Here is a 22301-nt window from a genome sequence, read left to right on the forward strand (position 1 = left end):
CGAAGTCTGGGGGATCTCGTGCGCGTACGGGCGTTCACGGCCGGTCTGGCCATGGTGTCGATGTTGGCCGGCTGCGGCGGCCTGGAGGCGCAGTCGGGCGGCGGCCCCGACCCGGCCAAACCGGACTCCGCGTCGGTCTCGGACGCCCGCAAGAAGCTGGACAAGCTCAAGGTCAAGGGCCGAGCCCCGCGCACCGGCTTCGACCGCGACAAGTTCGGCCCCGCCTGGGCCGACGTCGACCACAACGGCTGCGACACCCGCAACGACATCCTCAAGCGCGACCTGAAGGACGAGACGTTCAAGTCGGGCACCCACGACTGCATCGTGCTCACCGGCACGCTGGACGACCCCTACAGCGGCAAGACCATCAAGTTCAAGCGCGGCCAGGACACCAGCACGGCCGTCCAGATCGACCACCTGGTGCCGCTGTCGGACGCCTGGCAGAAGGGCGCGCAGCAGTGGTCGCCCACCAAGCGCAAGGAGTTCGCCAACGACCCGCTGAACCTGATGGCGGTGGACGGCCCGCTGAACAACCAGAAGAGCGACTCCGACGCGGCCACCTGGCTGCCGCCGCGCAAGGCGTACCGGTGCGCCTACATCGCCCGCCAGATCGACGTGAAGAGCAAGTACGACGTCTGGATCACCGACGGCGAGAAGAGCGCGATGGCAGGCATACTCAAGGACTGCTGAGAGGCCCGTCGGGGGCGGTCAGCGTCAGCTCCACGCGGGCCCCGCCGCCCTCGGGCGCCGAGACGGCGAGCGTGCCGCCGCACGACTCGGCGGTGCGCCGCGCGATGTCCAGCCCCAGGCCGGTCGAGCCGCCCCCGCTGATCCCCCGCTCCAGCGACCCCGGGTCGAACCCCGGCCCCGAGTCCTCGACGACCAGCAGGGCCCCGGCCGGCCGGGACGACAACCGCACGGCCATGGCGGCCCCTTCCGGGGTGTGCGCGAACACGTTGCCGAGCAGCGCGTCCACGCACGCGGCCAGCTCCTTGCCGCCGACGGCGACCGGCGCGGGCGCGTCGGGCAGCGACACCGACACCGGCCGCCCCTGGTCCTCGGCCAGCACCGACCAGAACCGCACCCGCTCGCGCACCACCTCGGCCGCGTCGCACGAGCCGCGCCCGGCCGAGCGCCGCCGCGCCTCGGTGATGACCGCGCTGACCGCCCGCTCCAGCGCGTCCACCCTGGCCTGGACCCGGGCGGCCTCCTCCGGGTCGCGCAGCGACTCGGCCTCCAGCCGCAGGCCGGTCAGCGGCGTGCGCAGCCGGTGGGACAGGTCGGCGACCGACTCGCGCTCGGCGGCCAGCAGGTCGCCGATGCGCCCGGCCAGATGGTTGAGCGCCAGCGCCACCGACCGCACCTCCGGCGGCCCGCCCGGCTCGGCCCGCGCGCTCAGGTCGCCGCCGGCCAGCCGGTGCGACACGCGGGCCAGCCCGACCACGGGCCTGGTCACGGCCAGCGCCAGCCGGTCGGCCAGCACGATGCCGAGCACCACGAGCCCCAGCCCGAGCACGAGCAGCGCCAGCCAGGCCGCCCGCACGCCGTGCGTCAGCTCGTCGTCCGGCACGAACACCCTGATCACGGCCGTGCCGTCGGGGGACTGCGCCGAGACCAGCACCTCCCGGCCGCCGGGGGCGACGGCGGTCACGCTGCGGCCCGTCGCGGCCAGCCGCACGGCGTCGGAGCGCCCGGCGGGCGCGCCCATCGTGCCCCCGCCGGGCAGGAACACCGTCACCCGCCGCGGCACCTGCTCGACGGCCAGCGGCAGGTCGGGCGTGCCGACCGCGACCGCGACGGACTCGGCGGCGGCGGTGGCCCGGCTCATCGCGCCGTTCTCGGCCACCGTGCCGATCAGCAGCGCCATCGGCACCAGCAGCGCGATCAGCACGAGCGACGTCGTCGCCGCCACCAGCAGCGCCAGCCAGCGCCTCACGAGGGCCCCACCAGCTTGACGCCGACGCCCCTGACGGTGTGCAGGTAGCGGGGCTCGGCCGCGGTCTCGCCGAGCTTCCTGCGCAGCCACGACAGGTGCACGTCCACGGTCTTGTCGGCGCCGCCGTACGGGAGCCGCCACACCTCCGTCAGCAGCTCGCGCTTGGTGACCACCTCGCCGGGCCGGGCCGCGAGGAAGTGCAGCACGTCGAACTCGCGCGGCGTGAGGTCGAGGGACACGCCGTCGAGCGTGGCCGTGCGCGCCCGGGGGTCGACCCGCAGCCCGCCCACGGCCAGCGGCTCCGGCGCCGCCTCGCCCGCGCGCCGCAGCACCGCCCGCACCCGGGCGTCGAGCTGCCGGGCGCTGTACGGCTTGACCACGTAGTCGTCGGCCCCCGCGTCCAGGACGGGCACCATCTCGGCGTCGCCGTCGCGGGCGGTCGCCACGATCACCGGCACCCGGCTCACCGCCCGCAACATGCGCAGCAGCTCGACGCCGTCGAGGTCGGGCAGGCCCAGGTCGAGCACGATCAGGTCGGGACGGTCCTGCACCGCCAGCCGCAACCCCTCCAGCGCGGTCGGGGAGGAGGAGACCGCGTGGCCGAGATCGCGCAGGCCCCGGCTCAACGACGTCCGGATGGTCACGTCGTCCTCGATGAGCAGGATGTCAGCCATATACCCAAACCGTAGACGGTCCGTGGCGATGCACCGAGCATCGTTAGCGTCGCCTTAACCTGCGCTTAGCCGTACGTGGGGGAGGGTGAGAGCGTGAAGCGTCTCGTGCTGGCCTGGGCCGTCACCGCGGCCTCCGCGACCGGGGCGGCCGTGGCCGTGCTCGGCCTGCTCGGAACCGGGGTGACCGGCACGTCCAGCCGGGTGCTCAGCGGGCCGGAGGTGCGCGCCGCGCTCTCCACCGCCACCGCGCGCGCCGCCACGCCCATGCCGCGGACGTCCGCCCGCGCCCAGGACCGGCTCATGCGCACCCCGGCCGGCACGGTGATCGCCTCCTGCTCCGGCGGCCTGGTCACCCTGCGCTCCTGGAGCCCCGCCCAGGGCTACTCGGTGGACGGCGTCCAGCCCGGCCCGGCCCGCGAGGCGAAGGTCGAGTTCGAGCCGGAGGACGGCGAAGAGGTCGAACTCAAGATCTTCTGCACCCCCGAAGGCCCCGCCACCCGCTGACCCGCTTCTTCAGAGTCCGGTGGCGATGACCGATCTCGTGACGTCGGCCTGCCGCCTGATCTGTCCCAGGACGATCGGGTTGACGCCCTTCGCCGCGAACAGCCCCACCATCCGGTCCAGGACGGCGCCCGCCCGCGCCAGGTCGCCCCGCCGGGCCTCGGCCCGAGCCAGGCGGCGCAGCACCAGGTTGAGGGTGATGTTGTCGATGCCGTCCTGCCGGACGACCCGGGACAGGTGCTCGATGCCCTGCTCGGGGTCGGGCGGCCGGACGCGCAGCCGTTTGCCCGCGGTCAGCGCCTTGAACCCGCGTTCGGCGTTGAGGCCCTTGACCAGCCGGGCGTAGACGGCGAGCGGGTGGCCGCCGTACCGGTCGAGCAGCTCGTCGAGCGCCTGGTTGCCGGCGCGCAGGGCGGGCGAGTCCGAGCCGAGCAGCGAGAACAGCTTGCCCTGCTGCTCGCCCAGCATCAGCTCGGCCACCGCGTGGTCGTCCCGGCCGGCGGGCGGGCGCACCCGGATCACGCACGGCGGGGACAGGACGCGGGAGCCGTCGGCGGCGACGTACCGGGCGCGGACCCGGTACTCGCCGGGCCGCTGGAAGTAGTGGCCGTCGCGGCCGTGGCCGACGTAGGCGCTGCGGTACACGGCCGGGTTGCGGTCGTCCAGGCGGATCTGCGGGGAGGCGTCCACGCAGTGGCGCATCATCGGCCGGTACAGGACGGTCCCGCCGTCCGGCCGGGTGATCGAGACCTGGGTGAACTCGGTGTCGGGATGCAGGTGGCCGTGTGTGGCGCGGGGCCCGCCCGTGACGGCGAGCTTGAGCTCCACCACGACCGGCTCGCCCAGCCCGAACGACTCCTTGGCCCGCAGCTCCAGCCGCAGCCCCGGGTCGCCCTCGACCGGCTGCTCGAACGGGGTCGCCTCGGCGGCCCCGGTGCCGAAGGCGTTCGCGCCCATGGCCACGTCCCGGTAGAAGCCGTGGCGGAGGTGGACCAGCTCCGCGTCGGTGAACTGGAACGGGAAGGCCGCCCAGTAGCCCGGCTCGCCGCCCGGACGGTAGTTCTGCACGTAGTTCATCCACGACAGGTCGCCGAAGCCGCCCTCGGGACCGAGCGGCTGCGGCGGCACGGCCAGGTCCTTCTGCCAGGAGTGCAGCAGGTTGAACGCGTGCCCCAGCTCGTGCATGTACGTCCGCAGCTGCGCCCGCTGGGCCTGCGGCGTCGTGCCCTTGATCTCGTCGTGGAAGACGGCCGAGCCCTGCCGCTGGGAGGCGCCTTCGTAGTCGAACATGATGCCCCGGTAGCCGCTCACGTGCCTGCTCGCCACCAGCAGCCACACCCGCCAGGCCGGCCCGTCCGCATATGCGCTGAAGTGCTGGGTCATCGCGTGGTGCAGCTCGGCGTCGTCCCAGGCCAGGTCGGTGCCGGCGCCGTCCACCGGGATCACGCCGGGCGGGGCGAGGGTCAGCTCCACGCCGGCCTCGGCGTAGGCGGCGGCGACGCTCAGCGTCCTGGCCGGGCAGCCGGTCGGCGCGGGCAGCGAGCCCGTGCCGTACGACACGAACGGCACGGTCCCGGCCACCGAGTCCTGCTCCAGCAGCACGCTGCGGAAGTACGGGGAGGAGTGGGCCAGCCGGAAGTCGTGCCCGGCCAGCGTCGCCGTGCCGTCCCGGCCGGTGACCGTGACCGTGACGTGCCGGTCGGGGGTGTCGAAGGTGAACGCGCCCCGCCCCTCGACGCGCGTGCCGTCACCCTCGGCCCGCACGGCCGGGGCGCCGACGACGAACGAGCCGGCGTAGGAGGTCGTGGAGCCCGCCACGGTGAACAGGTCGCCGCTGACCCTGCCGGTGGGCCTCGGCCCGTCGACGTCGACCCGGAGCGCGAGCCGGGAGTCACCGTCCTGCCCCTCGTACAACCCGCTGATCATGGCCGCTCCCCGGGGATGACTGGGTCATATGCCAGGGAGAATTCTCCGGCGGCGCGGACGTGTCAACGACCTCCGCGAACTTCCAGCGCCCCCAGCAACTCCTCGGACGCCCTGGTGATCGCCTCCACGGCCCGGTCGAACGCCTCGGCGTTGTGGGCGGCCGGGGCGCGGAAGCCGGAGATCTTCCTGACGTACTGGAGCGCGGCGGCCCGCACGTCGTCCTCGGTCACGCTCTCGGCGTACGGCGGCCGCAGGGTCTTGATGCTTCTGCACATGCTCTCAACGGTAATAGCCGATGCGCTGGCTTATCTCCCTCGCGCCCGCGGCCAGCAGCTCGCCGACCTCGGGCAGCCGCTCGGGCGTGAGCCGGTACGACGGCCCGGACGCGCTGACCGCGGCCACCACCGAGCCGTCGGCCCCCCTGATCGGCGCCGCCACCGCGTTCAGCCCGACCTCAAGCTCCTCCACCGTGGCCGCCCAGCCGCGCCGCCTGATCTCCTCCAGGCCCAGGCCGGCCGGGGAGGTGACGGTGCGGGGGGTGTAGCGCTCCAGCTCGCCGGCCAGGCGCAGGGCGCCGAAGGCGAGCAGCACCTTGCCGCTGGAGGTGGCGTGCGACGGGGTGCGCTGGCCGACCCAGTTGTGGCCGCTGATCGCCGCCGGGCCGCGCACCTGGCTGATGTTGACCGTGTCGCCGTCCTGGGGGACCGCGATGTTGACGGTCTCGCCGACCGCCTCGGCCAGCCGCAGGCACACCTCGCGGCCCTCCCTGGACAGGTCGAGCTGGGCCGTGGCCGCGCCGGCCAGCCGTACGACGCCGAACCCCAGCCGGTAGCGCCCCCGGTCGCCGCTCTGCTCCACCAGCCCGCCCTGCTCCAGGGCGGCCAGCAGCCGGAACGCGGTGGACTTGTGCACGTCGAGCTCGACCGCGAGGTCCGTCACCCGGGTGGCGCCCTCGCGGGCCAGGATCTCCAAGATCGCGATGGCCCGGTCGACGGACTGAACCGTCGTGCTGTTGCTCACAGCGCAACAGAATAGCCGCCGGAGCCGTTCGGCAGGCGCTACTTCGACGTGGCCGGGGCCAGCTCGCGGCCGAAGTCGGAGGCGATCCTCCGCATGCCCTCGGCCAGCTCGTCGCGGTCGAGGGCGTCGATGCGCTCGGCCGGCCCCGACACCGACATCGCGGCCACCACCCGCTCGCCGTCCCGGACGGGCACCGCCAGGCAGTGGACGCCCAGCTCCTCCTCGCCCAGGTCCATCGCGTAGCCGCACTCCTTGACCCGGTCGAGCTCGGCCAGCATGCCGGCCGCGTCGGTGATCGTGTTCGGGGTGCGCCGCGGCATGCCCGTACGCTCGAACACCGCCATCGCCTCGGCGGCCGCCCGCCCGGCCAGCAGCGCCTTGCCCACGGCCGTGCTGTGCGGCAGCACCCGCCTGCCGACCTCGGCGAACATGCGCAGCCTGCGCGGCGAGGGCACCTGCGCCACGTAGACGACGAAGTCGCCTTCGAGCACCGCCAGGTTCGCGGTCTCGCCGGACAGCTCCACCATCCGCGTCAGGTACGGCTGCGCCCACACGCCCACCATGCTCTCCGCGATGCCGCCCAGGCGGACCAGCCCGCCGCCCAGCGCGTACCGGCGGTCGGACTCCTGGCGCACGTAACCGCGGGCGAGCAGCGTCTGCAGCAGCCGGTGGATCGTCCCGTACGGCAGGCCCGTCCGCGCCGCTATCTCCGACAGCCCGGCCTCGCCGCCGTGCTCGGCCAGCGCCTCCAGCACGTCGAGCGCCCGCTCGACCGACTGCACGCTCACAGCGACACCCCGCGCAGGGAAGCGTCCAGCACCTCGGCGGTGTGGGCCACCCTGATCTCCTTCCCGGCCCGGCGCATCGCCGTGGCGATCTGCATCGTGCATCCCGGATTGGCCGAGACCAGCAGCTCGGCCCCGGTCGAGGCGACCGCACCCGCCTTCCGGTCGCCGAGGTCGCGGGCCGCCTCCGGCCGCAGGATGTTGTACGTCCCCGCCGACCCGCAGCAGATCGCCGACTCGGGGACCTCCCGCAGCTCCAGCCCGGGGATGCCGCGCAGCAGCTCGCGCGGCTGCGCCCGGACGCCCTGGGCGTGGGCCAGATGACAGGCGTCGTGGTAGGCGACGGTGAGCGGCAGCGGATGCCGCGTGGCCGCCGGGCCCAGCTCGGCCAGGAACTCCGACAGGTCCCGCACCCGGAACCCGGGATCGGCGCCGAACAGCTCGCCGTACTCCTTCATGACCGAGCCGCAGCCGGCCGCGTTCACCACGACCGTCTCGACCCCCGCCCTCCTGAACGCCCTGACCGTCCGGCGCGCCAGCCGCCGGGCCTGATCAGCGCGCCCGGCGTGCACGCTGAGTGCCCCGCAGCAGCCCTGCCCGGCCGGGACGAGCACGTCGCAGCCCTCCAGCGCCAGCACCCGCGCGGTGGCCGCGTTCACCTGCGGGAAGAACTCGCCCTGCACGCACCCGGTGAGCATCCCGACCACGGCCCTGCGCCTGCCCCTGGCCCTGACCAGGCGCGGCAGACGCTGCCGGTGCTCCACGCGCGGCGCGAGTGCGGCCATGGCGCCCAGGCTCGGATGGGCGCGTGTCAGGAACGGCGCCATCCGCCCGGCCAGCCACATCGTCGGCCGCAGCAGCCGCAGCCTGCGCGGGTAGGGGAACAGGCTGAACACGATCTCGCGCACCGCCCGCTCCCGCGGCTCGCGCACGTGCGTGCGCTCGACCTCGGCCCGGGTCTGCTCGATCAGCCGGTCGTAGCGCACGCCCGACGGGCAAGCCGTGACGCACGCCATGCAGCCCAGGCAGGCGTCGAAGTGCCCGGCCATCTCCGGGGTGACCGGAGTGCCCTCGACGTGCTGCTTCATCAGGTGGATGCGCCCGCGCGGCGAGTCCATCTCCTCGCCCCACAACGCGTACGTCGGGCACGTCGGCAGGCAGAACCCGCAGTGCACGCAGTCGCCGATCAGCTCCGGGTCCATGGTCACAGTCCTCCCGCCAGCCGTCCGGGCGACATCCTGCGCCCGGGGTCGAACCGTTCCTTGACCCGCCGCATCAACGGCAGCGCGCTCACCCGCCCCCACCTGTCGACCCCGGCATGCGGCGCGGCCAGCACGTTCACCCGGCCGCCCGCGGCCTCGACCCGCTGCCGCAGCCCGCTCACCAGGCCCGGCAGCGCGTCCTCGGCGACGGGGACGCCCGGCTCCACCAGCACCCGGCCGGCGGCCACCGACCCGCGCAGCGACAGGCCGCACCCGGCCGCCGCCCGCAGCGCCGCGTCGGCCGCCGCGGGCGGGAAACGCACCTCGACCAGCACCTCACCCCGTGGGACGACCCCCCACCAGGACGGCGGCTCGCCGGTCACCGCCCCGCCGCCGGCCAGGTCGCGCAGCGCCTCGGCGCGTGCCTGCGCGGCCGTGCCCTCCACCAGCACCGCCAGGGTCACCGGCCCGCCCGGCTCCGGACGGTCCACCTCGACCGCGCTCGGCTCGGCCTGCGCGGCCGCCAGCGCCGCCGCGGCGCCCGGCACGTCGTCCGCGGGCATCCCGGCGACCACCCAGCGCCGCTCGCCGGGCAGCGGATGCAGCCGGAACGTGGCCTCCGCGATCACCCCGAGGGTGCCGTACGAGCCGGTGAACAGCTTGCCGAGGTCGTAGCCCGCGACGTTCTTGACCACCTTGCCGCCCGACCGGGCGACCGTGCCGTCGGCCAGCACCACCGTGACGCCGATGAGCAGGTCGCGGGCGGTGCCGTAGCGGAAGGCGCGGGGGCCGGGCAGGGCGGTGGCGAGGGTGCCCCCGACCGTCGCCTCCTCGCCGAACGGCACGTCGAGCGCCAGCTCCTGCCCCCGCGCCGCGAGCGCCGCCGCCAGCGCCGCCGTCCGCACGCCGGCCTGCGCGCGCACCACCAGGTCGCCCGCCGCGTGCTCCAGGACCGCGTCCAGGCGGGACAGGCCGAGCAGCACGTCGCACCGCTCCGGCGGCGGCCCCCAGTGCAGCTTCGTGCCGCCGCCCGCGGGCACCGCCGCCAGGTCGGCCGCGGCGCACGCGCGCAGCACGGCGGCGACCTCCTCCACGGTCTCCGGCAGTGCCACCCACCGGGCCCCCCACGCGTGCGCGGGATCTTCGGGCCCGGCCGCCCTGACCGTCACGCCGGTGCCCGAGAACGGATCCGCCATCAGAACTGCTCCGCCCTGCCCGACTCGACCAGCGGGTGCGCGCCCTTGCGCACGCCCGGCACCTCGCCGCACAACCGCGGCGTGGGGAACACCTTGCCCGGGTTGGACAGGCCGCCCGGGTCGAACGCGCACCGGACGAGCTGCATGGTGTCCAGATCGGCGCCGGTGAACATCTTCGGCATGTAGCGGGCCTTGTCCACCCCGACGCCGTGCTCGCCGGTGATCGAGCCGCCGTGCTCGACGCACAGGTCGAGGATCGCGCCCGAGACCGCCTCGGCCCGCTCGCCCCCGCCCGGCTCGGCGTCGTCGAACAGCACCAGCGGGTGCAGGTTGCCGTCGCCGGCGTGGAAGACGTTGGCCACCCTGATGCCGTGCTCGCGCGAGAGCCGGTCGATGGCCGCCAGCACGCCGGGCAGCGACGTGCGCGGCACGACGCCGTCCTGGACGATGTAGGCCGGGCTGATCCGGCCGACCGCGGCGAAGGCCGACTTGCGCCCCTTCCAGATGGCCGCGCGCTCCTCGGGCCCGGCCGCCACGCGCAGTTCGAACGCGTCCGAGCAGATCTCCGTCAGCCGCGCGAACTCCCGCTCGACCGACTCCCGCGGCCCGTCCAGCTCCACGATCAGCACCGCGCCCGCTCCCCGCGGGTAGGAGCAGGCGACCGCCGCCTCGGCGGCCTCGATGGCCAGCGCGTCCATCATCTCGATCGCGGCCGGCACGATGCCGGCCCCGATGATCGCCGACACCGCCCGGCCGCCCTGCTCGATGTCCTCGAACGCGGCCAGCACCGTGGTCACCGCCTCCGGCGCCCGGCTCAGCCGTACGGTGATCCTGGTGGCGATGCCCAGCGTGCCCTCCGAGCCGACGAACGCGCCGAGCAGGTCGTAGCCCGGGTCCATACGGTCGAGGACGACCAGGTCGCCGTCGGGGGTGACGATCTCGCACGCCTCGACGTGGTTGACGGTGAAGCCGTACTTGAGGCAGTGGGCGCCGCCGGAGTTCTCGGCCACGTTGCCGCCGATCGAGCAGACCTGCTGGCTGGAGGGGTCGGGGGCGTAGTAGTAGCCCGCGTCGCGCACGGCCTCGGTGATCGCCAGGTTCGTCACGCCCGGCTCGACCACGGCCCTGCGGTTGAGCAGGTCGATCTCCAGGATCCGGCGCATCTTCGAGGTGACGATGAGCACGCCGTCCTCGCGGGGGAGCGCGCCGCCCGACAGGCCCGTGCCCGACCCCCTGGCCACGAACGGCACCCCGAAGTCGTTGCACATCCGGACGACCCCGGCGACCTGCTCGGCCGTCGCGGGCAGCACGACCACGCCCGGCGTCGCCCGGTGGCTGGTCAGCCCGTCGCACTCGTAGGTGCGCAGGCGTACCGGATCGGTGATCACCGAGTCGGGAGGCAGCAGCGAGCGCAGCGCCGCCGTCAGCGTGTCGAGCACCAGTCACTCTCCAGATCCGTCACCTCTAGTGTGCGACTGTTTCCACCGGTCTGGCCAGTTTTCGGAGGGGATTTGGCTGGGTTTCGGGGGGTCCGCTTATGTCCGGCGCTGGCGCGCCGGACATAAGCGGAAATTTCAATATCTACGGCATTTGGGCGTACGCCGGCAGCGTCAGGAACTCGGCGAAGTCGTCGTCCAGCGCCACCTCCTTGAACAGCGCCGTCGCCTGCCCGAACAGCCGCTCGTCGTAGCCCGGCTCGGCCGAGATCCGGGCCAGCTCCTCGGCGATGATCCGCTCGACCAGCTCCTTGGTCACCTGCTCACCGGTGTCGGCCAGCGTGATGTCGTTGTGGATCCACTGCCAGATCTGCGAACGGGAGATCTCGGCCGTCGCGGCGTCCTCCATGAGGTTGTGGATCGCGACCGCGCCCAGCCCGCCCATCCAGGCGGCCAGGTAGCGCAGGGCCACGTCGACGTTGTTGCGCAGGCCCGTCTCGGTGATCTCGCCGGGCGTCTCGGAGACCGACAGCAGGTCGGCGGCCGAGACGCGGACGTCCTCGCGCAGCCGGTCGAGCTGGTTGGGCCGCGCCCCGAGGACGCCGTCGAACACCTCGCGGCACACCGGCACGAGGTCGGGGTGGGCCACCCAGGAGCCGTCGAACCCGTCGCCCGACTCGCGCGTCTTGTCCGCCCGCACCTTCTCCAGCGCCACCGCGTTGACCTCGGCGTCGCGCCGGGAGGGGATGAACGCCGCCATCCCGCCGATGGCGTGCGCGCCGCGCTTGTGGCACGTACGCACCAGCAGCTCGGTGTAGGCCCGCATGAACGGGGCGGTCATCGTCACCGCGTTCCGCTCGGGCAGCAGGAACTCCCGCCCCCGCGTGCGGAACTTCTTGATCACGCTGAACAGGTAGTCCCAGCGGCCCGCGTTGAGCCCGGCCGAGTGGTCGCGCAGCTCGTAGAGGATCTCCTCCATCTCGAACGCCGCGGGATAGGTCTCGATGAGCACGGTCGCCCTGATGGTGCCGTACGGGATGCCCAGGAGTTCCTGCGCCCGGGTGAAGACCTCATTCCAGAGCCGCGCCTCCAGGTGCGACTCCATCTTCGGCAGGTAGAAGTACGGCCCCTTGCCCTTGTCGAGCTGGCGCTGCGCGCAGTGGAAGAAGTAGAGCCCGAAGTCGAACAGCGACGCCGACACCGGCCGCCCGTCCACCTGGGCGTGCTTCTCGTCCAGGTGCCAGCCGCGCGGGCGCACCACGATCGTGGCCAGCTCGTCGTCGGGCCGCAGCGCGTACGTCTTGCCGCCGGTCTCGAAGTCGATCGCCCGGTCGAGCGCCTCGCGCAGGTTGAGCTGCCCGGACACGCAGTTCTCCCACAGGGGTGAGTTGGCGTCCTCGAAGTCGGCCAGCCATACCTTGGCGCCGGAGTTGAGCGCGTTGATGGTCATCTTCCTGTCGACCGGCCCGGTGATCTCGACGCGGCGGTCGGCCAGGCCGGGGGCCGGCGGCGCGACCTGCCAGTCGCCCTCCCTGACCTCCTTGGTCTCCGGCAGGAAGTCGAGCGTCCCGCCGGCCGACAGCTCCGCCTGACGCGCCTGGCGGGCTTCGAGCAGCTCCAGCCGCCTGGCGCCGAACTCCCGCTGGAGAGCCGCCACGAAGCCGAGCGCCTCCGGCGTGAGGATCTCGTCGAACCGTTCGAGCATCGGGCCGGTGATCTCCATGTCCCCCTCTTTTCCGTAGAGTGGAAAACCGATTCTAGATTGTGGAAGTGAAGCTACTCCGCTCAGGGTTCCCGGGTCAAAGGCTGGGGTATCCCTGGGGCGCCTTCCGGGGCATCCCCGATGCGCAGGGGGTCATGCCCGCGAAAGGATCGGGGGCATGAAGACGATTGCTGTGGCGGGTGGGCTGCTGGCCGCCGCGCTGGTGCTGACGGGTTGCCGGATCGAGAGCATCGGCGGTGCCACGAACCAGGACACCGTGTCCTACCAGGTGACGGACAAGGTCTCCAAACTGCAGGTCAGGAGCGACGCCGGCGACACCGTGATCACCGAGACCGACGGCACCGCCGTCCGGGTGATCGAGACGTTGCGCTGGCGGGGCGACGACAAGCCCAAGCCGCAGCACAAGGTCGAGGGCCAGGCGCTTCTGGTGACGTATGACTGCCCGTCGGCCTGGGCGAACTGCAGCGTCGACTACAAGATCGAGGTTCCCAGGGGGCTGGCCGTCGACCTCGACAGCGACTCGGGTGACATCACCTTGCGGGCGCTGAGCGGTCAGCTCGACGCCAGGCTCGACTCCGGCGACCTCGAAGGATCAGGGATGACCGGCAAGAAGGTGTTCGTCAAGGCCGACTCGGGCAACATCGAGCTCAAGTACGCCACCGCGCTGGACAGCGCCGAGCTGGAGGCCGGCTCGGGCGACGTCGTCCTGAAGGTGCCCACGGGGTCCTACGACGTGAAGACCGACGTGGACTCCGGCGACGCCTCCGTCTCCATCAAGTCCGACCCCAGCTCGCCCCGCAAGATCTCGCTGACCGCCGGTTCCGGCAACGTGACGCTCTCTGCGGGATAACCAGGTGATGACGCCGGGGATGTCGTGCCACCATCGTGGGAAGACACCGAGGTGTCCAGACGTTCCCTCATAGAGATGACACGAATGCACGAATACACCGCGCTCGACGAGTTCGAGACCGGCGACATGGACCTCGAGGAGCGCCAGGCGCTGCGCCGCGTGGCGGGCCTCTCCACCGAACTCCAGGATGTCTCCGAGGTCGAGTACCGGCAGCTGCGGCTCGAGCGGGTCGTCCTCGTCGGCGTCTGGACCTCCGGAACCGCCGAAGACGCCGAGAACTCCCTGCTGGAGCTCAAGCTCCTGGCCGAGACCGCCGGGTCCGAGGTGCTCGAAGGGCTCATCCAGCGGCGCCAGAAGCCCGACCCGGCCACCTACATCGGCTCGGGCAAGGCCCTGGAGCTGCGCGACGTGGTCGAGTCGACCGGCGCCGACACCGTGATCTGCGACGGCGAGCTGGCCCCCGGCCAGCTCCGCCAGCTGGAGGAGACGGTCAAGGTCAAGGTCATCGACCGTACGGCGCTGATCCTCGACATCTTCGCCCAGCACGCCAAGAGCCGCGAGGGCAAGGCCCAGGTCGAGCTGGCGCAGCTGCAGTACCTGCTGCCGCGCCTGCGAGGCTGGGGTGGCAACCTGTCCCGCCAGGTCGGCGGTCGCGCCGCGGGCGGCGTGGGCATCGGCGGCCGCGGCCCCGGTGAGACCAAGATCGAGCTCGACCGGCGCCGCATCCGCGAGCGCATGTCCAAGCTGCGCCGCCAGATCAGCGGCATGTCCACCTCGCGCGACACCATGCGCCACCGGCGCCAGCGGCGCGAGGTCCCGGCCGTGGCCATCGCGGGCTACACCAACGCGGGCAAGTCCTCGCTGCTCAACCGCATCACCGGTGCGGGCGTGCTGGTCGAGGACGCGCTGTTCGCCACGCTCGACCCGACCGTGCGCCGCGCCCGCACGCCGGAGGGCCGGCTGTTCACGATCGCCGACACCGTCGGCTTCGTGCGCCACCTGCCCCACCAGCTCATCGAGGCGTTCCGGTCCACGCTGGAGGAGGTCGCCGACGCCGACCTGATCCTGCATGTCGTCGACGGCTCGCACCCCGACCCCGAGGGTCAGCTCGCGGCCGTCCGCGAGGTGTTCGCCGACATCGAGGGCGCCTCCGAGGTGCCCGAGGTCGTGGTGATCAACAAGGCCGACGCGGCCGACCAGGAGGTGCTCGACCGCATCGCCAGGCGCGAGCGCGACAGCATCGTCGTCTCCGCCCGCACCGGCAAGGGCGTCCCCGAGCTCATGCGGCTCATCGAGGAGCGGCTGCCGCGCCTCGACCACGAGGTCAACCTGCTGGTGCCCTACGACCGGGGCGACCTGATCTCGCGGGCCCACAAGGAGGGCGAGGTGCTCTCCGTCGAACACGTCCAGGACGGCACCGTCCTGCACGCCCGCGTGCTGCCGAGTCTGTTCCAGGAGCTGGAGCGGGTGGGCAAGCCGGTCGAACGCGTCTCTTAGCGGGACGGCTGGGCAGCTCTCGCTCAAAGTAGCGCAGAGCTGCCCAAATAGGGCAGTGGTCCCCGAACCCTGGGGTTGCTAGGATGGCCAGACCTAACGTTGGTCTGGTTTTTTGGTTTCGGTTCTGGGTTTCGGATGATGACGTTAAGTGCGACAGTCGTCAGCGGGGCCATGGGGGCGAGGCGTGGCTGGGTGACGGATGGGATGAGTGGTCTTTCTTCCGAATAACCCTGTACACCGAGCCCGGCTGTGAAATAACGTAACTGAACTGAAATCGCCGGGTCACGTCTCCGGCGATACGGTCACCGCACAACATCACGCGGATGAGAGCAGGAGACCCCCATGTCGTCCGGACCCGGAGCGGACTCAGTGGGCGCGGCACATGCCGTGCGCTGGGTGCTGCGCCTGCACGGGGTGGTGCGATGACCGTTCGGCTCTTGACCAACATCGGCCGCCTGTGGACAGGTAACGAGGTCCTCAGCAACGCGGCCATCCTCGTGCACAACGACCGCATCGCCTGGGTCGGGCGGGCGCCCGACCTCCCGCAGAGCGTGCCCGGCGTCGTCGACGACATCGTCGACGTCGACCACGTGGAGAACCTCGGCGGCGCGCTCGTCACGCCCGGCCTCATCGACGCCCACACGCATCCGGTCTACGCGGGCAACCGCTACGCCGAGCTGGCCATCCGCACCGGCGGCTCCAGCGCGGCCTCGATCACCGCGGCGGGCGGCGGCGTCGGCTCCACCGTCACCGTGACGCGCGGCACCGACCCCTGGACGTTGTGCAACGGCGTGCGCGAGCGGCTGCGGAGCTGGCTGCTCAGCGGCACCACCACCGTCGAGGCCAAGACCGGCTACCACCTCACCCGCGACGGCGAGCTGGCCGACGTGCGGCTCCTGCGCGAGCTGGAGAAGGAGCCGATGATGCCGCGGGTGCACGTCACCTTCCTCGCGGCGCACGTCGTTCCTCCCGAGTACTTCGGCCGCCAGCGCGAATACGTCGAGGCCGTGGGCGCCTGGTGCGCCGACGCGGCGGCGGCCGGCGCCGACAGCGTCGACGTCTACTGCGACGAGGGCCACTTCACCACCGAGGAATCCCGCTGGGTCCTCGCCTCGGGCCGCAACGTGGGGCTGCTCCCGCGCATCCACGCCGGCCTGTTCAGCCGTCGCGGCGCCGTGCAGCTGGCCGCCGAGCTCGGCTGCGCCTCCGCCGACGGCCTGCACCACATGTCCGACGAGGACATCGCGATCATGTCCCGTTACGGCGTGCCCGCGGTGGTCTGCCCCGCCACGGCGCTCCAGCGCGGCCACGTGCCGCCGGTCCGCCAAATGATCAAGCACGGCGTACAGATCGCCCTCGGCAGCGACCACAACCCCGGCTACTGCGGCATCACCTCGATGTCGCTGGTCATCGCCATGGCGGTGTCGGCGTTCGGCATGAGCGTCAACGACGCGCTGCGCGCCGCCACGCTGGGCGGCGCGACCGTCCTCGGGGCGCCCGACCGCGGGGTGCTGGCTCCCGGGCGGCTGGCCGACATCGTCCAGTGGGACGCCGACCACGAAGGCGCCTTCGCCTGGTCCTTCGGGCTCAAGCCGCGCCGGGTCTGGCGGGGCGGGACGCCCGTCCAGTAACCCCGGACTCGGGATCGGGTGGCTAATCTCGGGATATGCCGCCCTCTGTCGCTGTTGTCACCGATTCCACCGCTTACCTGCCCGCCGTGCCCGGTGTGACGGTGGTGCCGGTACAAGTGGTCGCCCGCGGCATCCCGCACGACGAGGACGCCTTCACCGGCGACCTGGCCACCGCCACCACCTCACGTCCGTCGCCTGCGCGCTTCGCGGCCTGCTATGACGCGCTGGCCGCCGCCGGCGCCACGGGCGTGGTCTCGATCCACCTGTCCGGCGAACTGTCCGGCACCGTCGAGTCCGCCCTCGCGGCGGCCAAGGACGCGCCCGTGCCGGTGGAGGTGATCGACAGCCGGTCCATCGCGATGGGCCTGGGCTATCCCGTGCTGGCGGCGGCGCGGTCGGCCGCCGCCGGCGCCTCTCTGGCCGACGTGGCCGCCGCCGCCCGCCGTACCGCCGCCGTCACCCGGACCTTCTTCTACGTGGACACCCTGGAGTACCTGAGGCGAAGCGGCCGCATCGGCGCCGCCACGTCGTTGTTCGGGTCGGCCCTCATGATCAAACCGCTGCTGCACATCATGGACGGGCGCATCTCCCTGCTGGAGAAGGTGCGGACGTCGGGGCGGGCGATCGCGCGGCTGGAGGACCTGGCGGTGGAGGCGGCCGTGGAGCTGGACGGGTCCGGGGTGGCCGTGCAGCACATGGGGGCTCGGGGGCGGGCCGAGGCGTTGGGGGAGCGGTTGTCGAAGCGGGTGGCGGGGGTTCGTGAGGTGCGGGTGGTGGAGGTGGGGGCGGTGATCGGGGCTCATGTGGGGCCGGGGATGCTGGGGGTGACGGTCACGGCGTACGAGGGGTGACCGGTTTGGCCCTTTTGTTTGAGGGGCCGTCATCTGGTCGGTGCCGTGTTTTCCACAGCTCTCTCGTCTCTTGGCTCCGCCGTCCCCAGAACTCGGTTCGGTAGCTCGGGGCGGGGGTGACCTTCCCTAGGTTCGTCGGCGTGCGATCTCAGGACCCGACGGCAGAGCGGACCATAGCCGAATCCAGGCTCCGGTCGATCACCAGCCCTGCCCGACGGCCGCGTCCGGGACGCCGCAACAGACATCCCTACGGTGACGAGGCCCAGAACCTCCCGACGTCCCGACTCAGAACAGCCTCACCACCTTCTGTGTCGGCTTTTCCTGCGCCCGTGTCTCCCGCGCTGGCTGCTCCCGCGCTGGGTGGTCCTGCGTCTGTGTCTCCCGTGCTGGGTGGTCCTGCATCCGCGTTTCCTGCTCTGGCTGCTCCTGTGCTGGGTGCTGCTGCGTCCGCTTCTCCTGCGCTCGCTTCTCCTGGTTCCGTGCCTCCCGCATTGGCTCCTCCTTCGTCTGCTTCTCCTGCAGGCCCTTCTTTCGTGGGCCCTTCCCCGGTAGGGGCGGCGCGGCCGTGGGAGCCCTTCCTGGCGGCTCCTTGGAGTGACTCGCAGGCAAGGCGGCCGGCCCGCCAGGCCGCCTCTCAGAGGGCCTCAGGGGCCGACCAGCGGGATGAGCCTTGGCCCGACCTGGGGGATAGGCGTCGGGTTGAGTCCTCGTTCGAGCCATTGGGCGACCGCGGGGTTGCGTCTCCCGAGGCGTGGGCTGAGCGTGGGGTTGAGCCCTCCTCCGGCCGGTGGGCTGATGGTGGGGTTGAGCCCTCCTCTGAGCGGTGGCATGTGCATGGGGTTGAGCCATCTTCCGAGCGGTGGCATGAGCGTGGGGTTGAGCCATCTTCCGAGCTGTGGGGCGATCGTGGGGTTGTGCCTTCCGTTGAGTCGGGGGGCGACGGGGGTGAGCCTTCGGCCGAGCTGCGGGGTGAGCCTCGGCCTGAATCGGGGGCCAGGCGTTCGGCGGGGCCTCAGGCGATGTCGCAGCCCGAGTACCAGGCAGAGCGACAGGATGGGCCGGCGAAGAGCGTGCCCCGAGCCGAGCGACGGGCGGGGCGCCGAAGTCAGTCGTGCATCGAGCCCCAGGCCGCCACAGAGGCGCCCCCACACATCCCTCGGCGGCTCACAGGCAGCCCTGCCCCCATGCCCCCGACCTTCCAGGCGTTCCGCGACGCCATCACCTCGGCTCAGCCCTCCACCACCATCGACCTCAGCAAGCCCGGCCTGCGCGTGCTCGTCGCCGTCGGTGCTCTGGCCGTCGCGGTCGCCGCCTTCTTCGTCTGGCGTTCCCAGCCCACCCCCGAGCCCCTCCCGCCGTCACCCGCGACAACCCCTCCATCTCCGTCACCCACCGCCGCCAAAGTGACCGTCCAGGTGGCGGGCAAGGTCCGCAACCCCGGCGTCTACCTGCTCCCGCAGGGCTCCCGCGTGACGGACGCGGTGACGGCGGCAGGCGGGCTCAAACACGGCGCCTCCACGGGCCCCCTCAACCTGGCCAGACGCCTGATCGACGGAGAGCAGATCATCGTGGGCGCCCCCTCCGCGGTCGTGGCCGCCGTACCTCCCGGATATCCCGGCGCCGACCCCGCCGCAGCCATCCTCGACCTCAACGCCGCCACCCCCGACCAACTCGAAGAGCTCCCGGGAGTGGGAGAGGTGCTGGCCGCCAGGATCGCCGAGTTCCGCACTGCCCACGGCGGCTTCACCAGCGTGGACCAACTTCGCGAGGTGAGCGGCATCGGCCCGAGAAAGTACGAAGAGATCAAGCCGAAGGTCCGCGTCTGACATGCCGCCCCTCGCCGACCCCTCGCACCCCGGCCCCGCTGCAACCTCCGTGCGTCCCGCCGCCACCGCCCCTCTGCGTCCCGCCGCCACCGCCCCTCTGCGTCCCGCCGCCGCAGACGACGGCGAGCACAAGCGCTCCTGGACACTCGTCCTCCCGGCGCTGTCCGCCTGGGCCGGCGCTCTGATCATGCTCGGCCAATCGCCCATCGTGGGCATGACGACAGCCGCTGTCACCGCCCTGGCCGCCGGCGTCCTGGCCTGGCACACCCGCTCGCCGTTCGCCCGCTCGTCCCTCATCTGTTCGCTGATCAGCAGGTTCCTGCCTGCGGCGTTCGGGTCTGTCCTGTCCGCCTCTCCACTGCTTCTGCCGTTCAGGCGCCACCGGTCGCCACGTCCGTCGTCCTCTCCCTCGGGACGGATCCCCTCCGGTCGGACTTCGCCTTTCTGGGGTGCCTGGCGGAACGTCGTGCTCGCCACGCTCATCTGCGCGGCGGCGGCCTCCGCGTCTGTCGCCTTCCGAGTCCAGGCACTGACCACCGGCCCGGTGGCCGAGCTCGCCGCCAGGAACGCGACCGTGACCGCCCAGATCGTCCTGTCCGACGACCCGAAGCGCAGGTCACGCAGAAGCGGCCACTTCAACCGGGACAGCTACGTGATCCCGGCCACCCTCAAGATCATCGAGTCCGCTGCGGGGCGGAGAGGTAGATCCACTACCGGTCAACCGGAGGGGAACCGTCCCGGCCTCCTCGGAGGCAGCGACGGAGGTGTGACGCAGGCATCCCCATCACCGGAACGCCAAGCCGTAAATGTCCCCATCACGGTGTTCGCCGGCGGCAACGCCTGGAGCACCCTGCTGCCGAGCCAACGCCTGCAGGTCACCGGCCGCCTGGCGCAACCAACGCCCGGCGACCTGGTGGCGCCCATCCTCCTGGTACGAGGCGAGCCCCGCATCCTGACACCACCTTCGTCCATACAGACCATGGCGGGCACCCTCAGAACCGGCCTCCGGACAGCCGCCGACCCCCTACCGCCCGACCAGCGCGGCCTCCTGCCCGGCCTGGTCGTCGGGGACGTCTCCCGCATCGACCCTCAGGTGGCGGCCGACCTCAAAGAAGCGGGCCTGAGCCACCTGAATGCCGTAAGCGGTGCAAACCTCGCCATCGTCGCAGGTGCCGCCCTGGCGCTCTCCCGCCTGGTCGGCCTCTCCCTGCCGCTGAGAGCCGTTTTCGCGGCTGTCGCGATGCTTGCGTTCACCGTGGTGGCCAGGCCGTCTCCGAGCGTTCTGCGTGCCCTGCTGATGGGCCTGGCCGCCGCCCTCGCCCTGGGTACCGGGCGGGCCAAGGACGGCCTCGCCGCCCTCTCGGCAACCGTCCTCCTGCTGGTGCTGTTCGCACCGGAACTGGCGCGTTCGTACGGCTTCGCCCTCTCGGTCGCGGCGACCGCCGGCATCCTCCTCCTCGCTCCACGCTGGCGCGACAAACTCTCCATGCCACCACCGACGGAGACCTGCGACCGTGACGCCACCACAAGGCCCACGGCGACAGGTCGGAAAGCGGAGAAGGGAAGAGGGCGCGGCAGCGCACAGGGGAGTGCGGCGAGTGCATCCGAAGAGGCCGGTGCCGGTGACTGCCACGCGACTTCGCCCTCCGAAGATGCGTCCGCTGGTCGAGGGCATGCCGTCGCAAGGATGTGCCGCTTGCCGAGGTGGCTGGCGGAGGCGCTGGCCGTGTCGGCTGCCGCGCAAGCGGCCGTGACGCCCGTCCTGGTGCTGATGTCGGGTCAGTTGACGTTCGTGGCGGTGCCCGCCAACCTGCTCGTGGCCCCCGCCGTGGCTCCCGCGACCCTGCTCGGTTTCGCCGCCGCCCTGGTGGCCCCGATCTGGCCGGACGCCGCCGGCATGCTGGTAATCCCGGCCGGATACGCGGTGGGCTGGATCGTCACCGTGGCTCACTGGGCCGTGAACGTGCCTCTGGCCACCCTGCCCTGGCCGGGCGGCCTTCCTGGTCTGGGGCTCCTCGCCCTCGCCGTGGCCGTCGCGATCCCGGTGCTCAGGCACCGCCGTTGGCGGACGATGGCGCTGCTGACGGCAGGAGCCGCTCTGGTCGCCGTGCTGGTGATCCGTCCGCTGGCGGGGGCTTGGCCACCCAAGGGCTGGTTGATGGTGATGTGCGACGTGGGGCAGGGCGACGGCCTGGTGGTGGCGGCCGGACCTGGACGAGGCGTGGTCGTGGACACCGGCCCGGACCCGGTCGTCATGGATCGATGCCTGCGCAGGCTCGGAGTCGAGGAGGTTCCCCTGCTCGTCCTGACCCATCCGCACGCTGACCACGTGGACGGCCTTCCGGGCGTGCTCAGGAACCGTCGCGTGGGAGCCGTGATCGTCAGCCCTCGGCCGACGGCGGTGCAGTCCAGCGCGCGGATCTCGGCCGTACTGGCTCGACACCGGATTCCTGAAGGGAACGCGGAACCTGGAACGCGATGGCGGTTCGGCCCGTCCGAGCTGACTGTCGTCGCCCCCGACCCCACGTCAGGCGGCAGGAGCGGCCAGGGCGAAGGCAGCGTGATCAACAATTCCAGCGTCGTCATCCACGTACGCTGGCGCGCCGGTTCCGTCCTGCTCGCCGGAGACCTCGAGACCGAGGCGCAGGACGATCTCGCGCGCCACCTCTCCCTGCGTGCCGACATCCTCAAGACCCCGCACCACGGCTCGAATCGCCAGTCCCCGGCCTTCCTTGGCTCGCTGGGTGCACGGGCCGCCCTGATCAGCGTGGGCGCCGGCAACGACTACGGCCACCCGGCCACATCGACCCTCGCCCTCCTCCACCGCCTCGGCGCCGCCATCTACCGCACCGATCGATCGGGTGACCTGGCAGTTGTCGAACACGAAGGCAGCCTGGCCGTGGTCCCCCGTGGACCGTGAGCGGTCCGACGCCGGACGAGCGGGACCCGGGCCCACCGGGGCGCAAGGAAGCGGGGACTGGGGGCCGGTGGGTGGGTTCATCGTCCTGGCGCCCAACATGGGCGTCAGGGGCAGCCGGGTGGCCAGCTTCACCGTCTACACGCCGTGAGCCACGTCCACTCCCCAGGCCCCCTCCAGGGGGAGTCTGAGCCTGTACGGAGTCCGGGTCTCCGGCCAGGCGGGGGAGCCTAGGGGCGGTAAGGGCGCCGCGCAGGTGCGGGCCGCTCGGTCGGCTGTCGGGCGTCCTGTCGAACCGAAAGGCCAGTCCCGGAGCGCCTTCGGCTGGTT

General features: G+C 72.3%; 18 protein-coding genes. 8 read left to right on the forward strand and 10 right to left on the reverse strand.

The genetic code is table 11. From position 1 onward, the window contains the following. The first annotated feature begins 18 nt into the window (after positions 1-18). Positions 19-690: an HNH endonuclease family protein gene (locus ABZ459_RS45495; protein ID WP_357985190.1), complete on the forward strand. Its 672-nt coding sequence runs from the start codon at positions 19-21 to the stop codon at positions 688-690. On the opposite strand, the gene ABZ459_RS45500 is transcribed toward ABZ459_RS45495, so the two are convergent. Together ABZ459_RS45500 and ABZ459_RS45505 are read right to left on the reverse strand one after the other, a co-directional pair. Continuing rightward, positions 677-1936: a HAMP domain-containing sensor histidine kinase gene (locus tag ABZ459_RS45500; RefSeq protein ID WP_357985193.1), complete on the reverse strand. Its 1260-nt coding sequence runs from the start codon at positions 1934-1936 to the stop codon at positions 677-679. The two genes, ABZ459_RS45495 and ABZ459_RS45500, sit on opposite strands and share 14 nt — an antisense overlap. Further along, a complete protein-coding gene (locus tag ABZ459_RS45505) occupies positions 1933-2610 on the reverse strand; it encodes a response regulator transcription factor (protein ID WP_352322768.1) in 678 nt (225 codons plus the stop codon). The genes ABZ459_RS45500 and ABZ459_RS45505 overlap by 4 nt, the downstream gene beginning before the upstream one ends. Positions 2611-2703: 93 nt before the next feature. On the opposite strand from ABZ459_RS45505, the gene ABZ459_RS45510 reads away from it, so the two are divergent. Beyond that, complete coding sequence (locus tag ABZ459_RS45510) at positions 2704-3114, forward strand: hypothetical protein (RefSeq protein WP_357985196.1); 411 nt, start codon at positions 2704-2706, stop codon at positions 3112-3114. A gap of 9 nt (positions 3115-3123) precedes the next feature. On the opposite strand, the gene ABZ459_RS45515 is transcribed toward ABZ459_RS45510, so the two are convergent. The 8 genes from ABZ459_RS45515 to aceB form a co-directional block, all read right to left on the reverse strand. After that, on the reverse strand, positions 3124-5037 hold the full coding sequence (locus tag ABZ459_RS45515) for a hypothetical protein (RefSeq protein ID WP_357985199.1): 1914 nt from the start codon (positions 5035-5037) through the stop codon (positions 3124-3126). Between the two features lie 62 nt (positions 5038-5099). Beyond that, positions 5100-5312, reverse strand: a complete 213-nt coding sequence (locus ABZ459_RS45520) for a DUF2277 domain-containing protein (protein WP_352322770.1) — start codon at positions 5310-5312, stop codon at positions 5100-5102. 4 nt (positions 5313-5316) lie between these two features. After that, positions 5317-6057, reverse strand: a complete 741-nt coding sequence (locus ABZ459_RS45525; RefSeq protein ID WP_357985202.1) for an IclR family transcriptional regulator — start codon at positions 6055-6057, stop codon at positions 5317-5319. Between the two features lie 38 nt (positions 6058-6095). Further along, positions 6096-6845 carry an IclR family transcriptional regulator gene (locus ABZ459_RS45530; RefSeq protein WP_357985205.1) on the reverse strand — a complete coding sequence of 250 codons (750 nt, stop codon included), beginning with the start codon at positions 6843-6845 and terminating at the stop codon, positions 6096-6098. Beyond that, the gene (locus tag ABZ459_RS45535) at positions 6842-8044 is read right to left on the reverse strand and encodes a heterodisulfide reductase-related iron-sulfur binding cluster (protein WP_357985208.1); all 1203 of its coding nucleotides are present in this window, start codon (positions 8042-8044) and stop codon (positions 6842-6844) included. The genes ABZ459_RS45530 and ABZ459_RS45535 overlap by 4 nt, the downstream gene beginning before the upstream one ends. A gap of 2 nt (positions 8045-8046) precedes the next feature. After that, entirely contained in the window at positions 8047-9240 is a 1194-nt protein-coding gene (locus ABZ459_RS45540) for an FAD-binding oxidoreductase (RefSeq protein WP_357985211.1), read from the reverse strand. Beyond that, positions 9240-10679: an FAD-linked oxidase C-terminal domain-containing protein gene (locus tag ABZ459_RS45545; RefSeq protein WP_357985214.1), complete on the reverse strand. Its 1440-nt coding sequence runs from the start codon at positions 10677-10679 to the stop codon at positions 9240-9242. The genes ABZ459_RS45540 and ABZ459_RS45545 overlap by 1 nt, the downstream gene beginning before the upstream one ends. 142 nt (positions 10680-10821) lie before the next feature. Beyond that, positions 10822-12399, reverse strand: a complete 1578-nt coding sequence (aceB, locus tag ABZ459_RS45550; protein ID WP_357985217.1) for a malate synthase A — start codon at positions 12397-12399, stop codon at positions 10822-10824. Positions 12400-12556: 157 nt separating this feature from the next. Here aceB and ABZ459_RS45555 point away from each other — a divergent pair, with 157 nt between their 5' ends. From ABZ459_RS45555 to ABZ459_RS45580, 6 genes are all read left to right on the forward strand, one after another. Next, positions 12557-13249 carry a DUF4097 family beta strand repeat-containing protein gene (locus tag ABZ459_RS45555; protein ID WP_357985220.1) on the forward strand — a complete coding sequence of 231 codons (693 nt, stop codon included), beginning with the start codon at positions 12557-12559 and terminating at the stop codon, positions 13247-13249. An 84-nt stretch (positions 13250-13333) separates the two neighbouring features. After that, entirely contained in the window at positions 13334-14746 is a 1413-nt protein-coding gene (hflX, locus tag ABZ459_RS45560; protein WP_357985340.1) for a GTPase HflX, read from the forward strand. Positions 14747-15168: 422 nt separating this feature from the next. Then, positions 15169-16377: an imidazolonepropionase gene (gene hutI, locus ABZ459_RS45565; protein ID WP_125633626.1), complete on the forward strand. Its 1209-nt coding sequence runs from the start codon at positions 15169-15171 to the stop codon at positions 16375-16377. Between the two features lie 35 nt (positions 16378-16412). Then, on the forward strand, positions 16413-17228 hold the full coding sequence (locus ABZ459_RS45570; RefSeq protein WP_357985223.1) for a DegV family protein: 816 nt from the start codon (positions 16413-16415) through the stop codon (positions 17226-17228). 1184 nt (positions 17229-18412) lie between these two features. Further along, positions 18413-19054 carry a ComEA family DNA-binding protein gene (locus ABZ459_RS45575; protein WP_357985226.1) on the forward strand — a complete coding sequence of 214 codons (642 nt, stop codon included), beginning with the start codon at positions 18413-18415 and terminating at the stop codon, positions 19052-19054. A gap of 466 nt (positions 19055-19520) precedes the next feature. After that, the gene (locus ABZ459_RS45580) at positions 19521-21974 is read left to right on the forward strand and encodes a ComEC/Rec2 family competence protein (RefSeq protein ID WP_357985229.1); all 2454 of its coding nucleotides are present in this window, start codon (positions 19521-19523) and stop codon (positions 21972-21974) included. Positions 21975-22301 lie beyond the last annotated feature (327 nt).

The sequence above is a fragment of the Nonomuraea sp. NPDC005692 genome (genome assembly GCF_040631115.1).
Classification (GTDB): Bacteria; Actinomycetota; Actinomycetes; order Streptosporangiales; family Streptosporangiaceae; genus Nonomuraea.

What these genes read in the sequence shown, in the direction of transcription:
- ABZ459_RS45505 (WP_352322768.1), bottom strand. Translation starts at nt 2,610, where the DNA reads ATGGCTGACATCCTGCTCATCGAGGACGACGTGACCATCCGGACGTCG.
- ABZ459_RS45515 (WP_357985199.1), bottom strand. Translation starts at nt 5,037, where the DNA reads ATGATCAGCGGGTTGTACGAGGGGCAGGACGGTGACTCCCGGCTCGCG.
- ABZ459_RS45520 (WP_352322770.1), bottom strand. Translation starts at nt 5,312, where the DNA reads ATGTGCAGAAGCATCAAGACCCTGCGGCCGCCGTACGCCGAGAGCGTG.
- ABZ459_RS45535 (WP_357985208.1), bottom strand. Translation starts at nt 8,044, where the DNA reads ATGGACCCGGAGCTGATCGGCGACTGCGTGCACTGCGGGTTCTGCCTG.
- ABZ459_RS45540 (WP_357985211.1), bottom strand. Translation starts at nt 9,240, where the DNA reads ATGGCGGATCCGTTCTCGGGCACCGGCGTGACGGTCAGGGCGGCCGGG.
- aceB (WP_357985217.1), bottom strand. Translation starts at nt 12,399, where the DNA reads ATGGAGATCACCGGCCCGATGCTCGAACGGTTCGACGAGATCCTCACG.
- ABZ459_RS45555 (WP_357985220.1), top strand. Translation starts at nt 12,557, where the DNA reads ATGAAGACGATTGCTGTGGCGGGTGGGCTGCTGGCCGCCGCGCTGGTG.
- hflX (WP_357985340.1), top strand. Translation starts at nt 13,334, where the DNA reads ATGCACGAATACACCGCGCTCGACGAGTTCGAGACCGGCGACATGGAC.
- hutI (WP_125633626.1), top strand. Translation starts at nt 15,169, where the DNA reads ATGACCGTTCGGCTCTTGACCAACATCGGCCGCCTGTGGACAGGTAAC.
- ABZ459_RS45570 (WP_357985223.1), top strand. Translation starts at nt 16,413, where the DNA reads ATGCCGCCCTCTGTCGCTGTTGTCACCGATTCCACCGCTTACCTGCCC.
- ABZ459_RS45575 (WP_357985226.1), top strand. Translation starts at nt 18,413, where the DNA reads ATGCCCCCGACCTTCCAGGCGTTCCGCGACGCCATCACCTCGGCTCAG.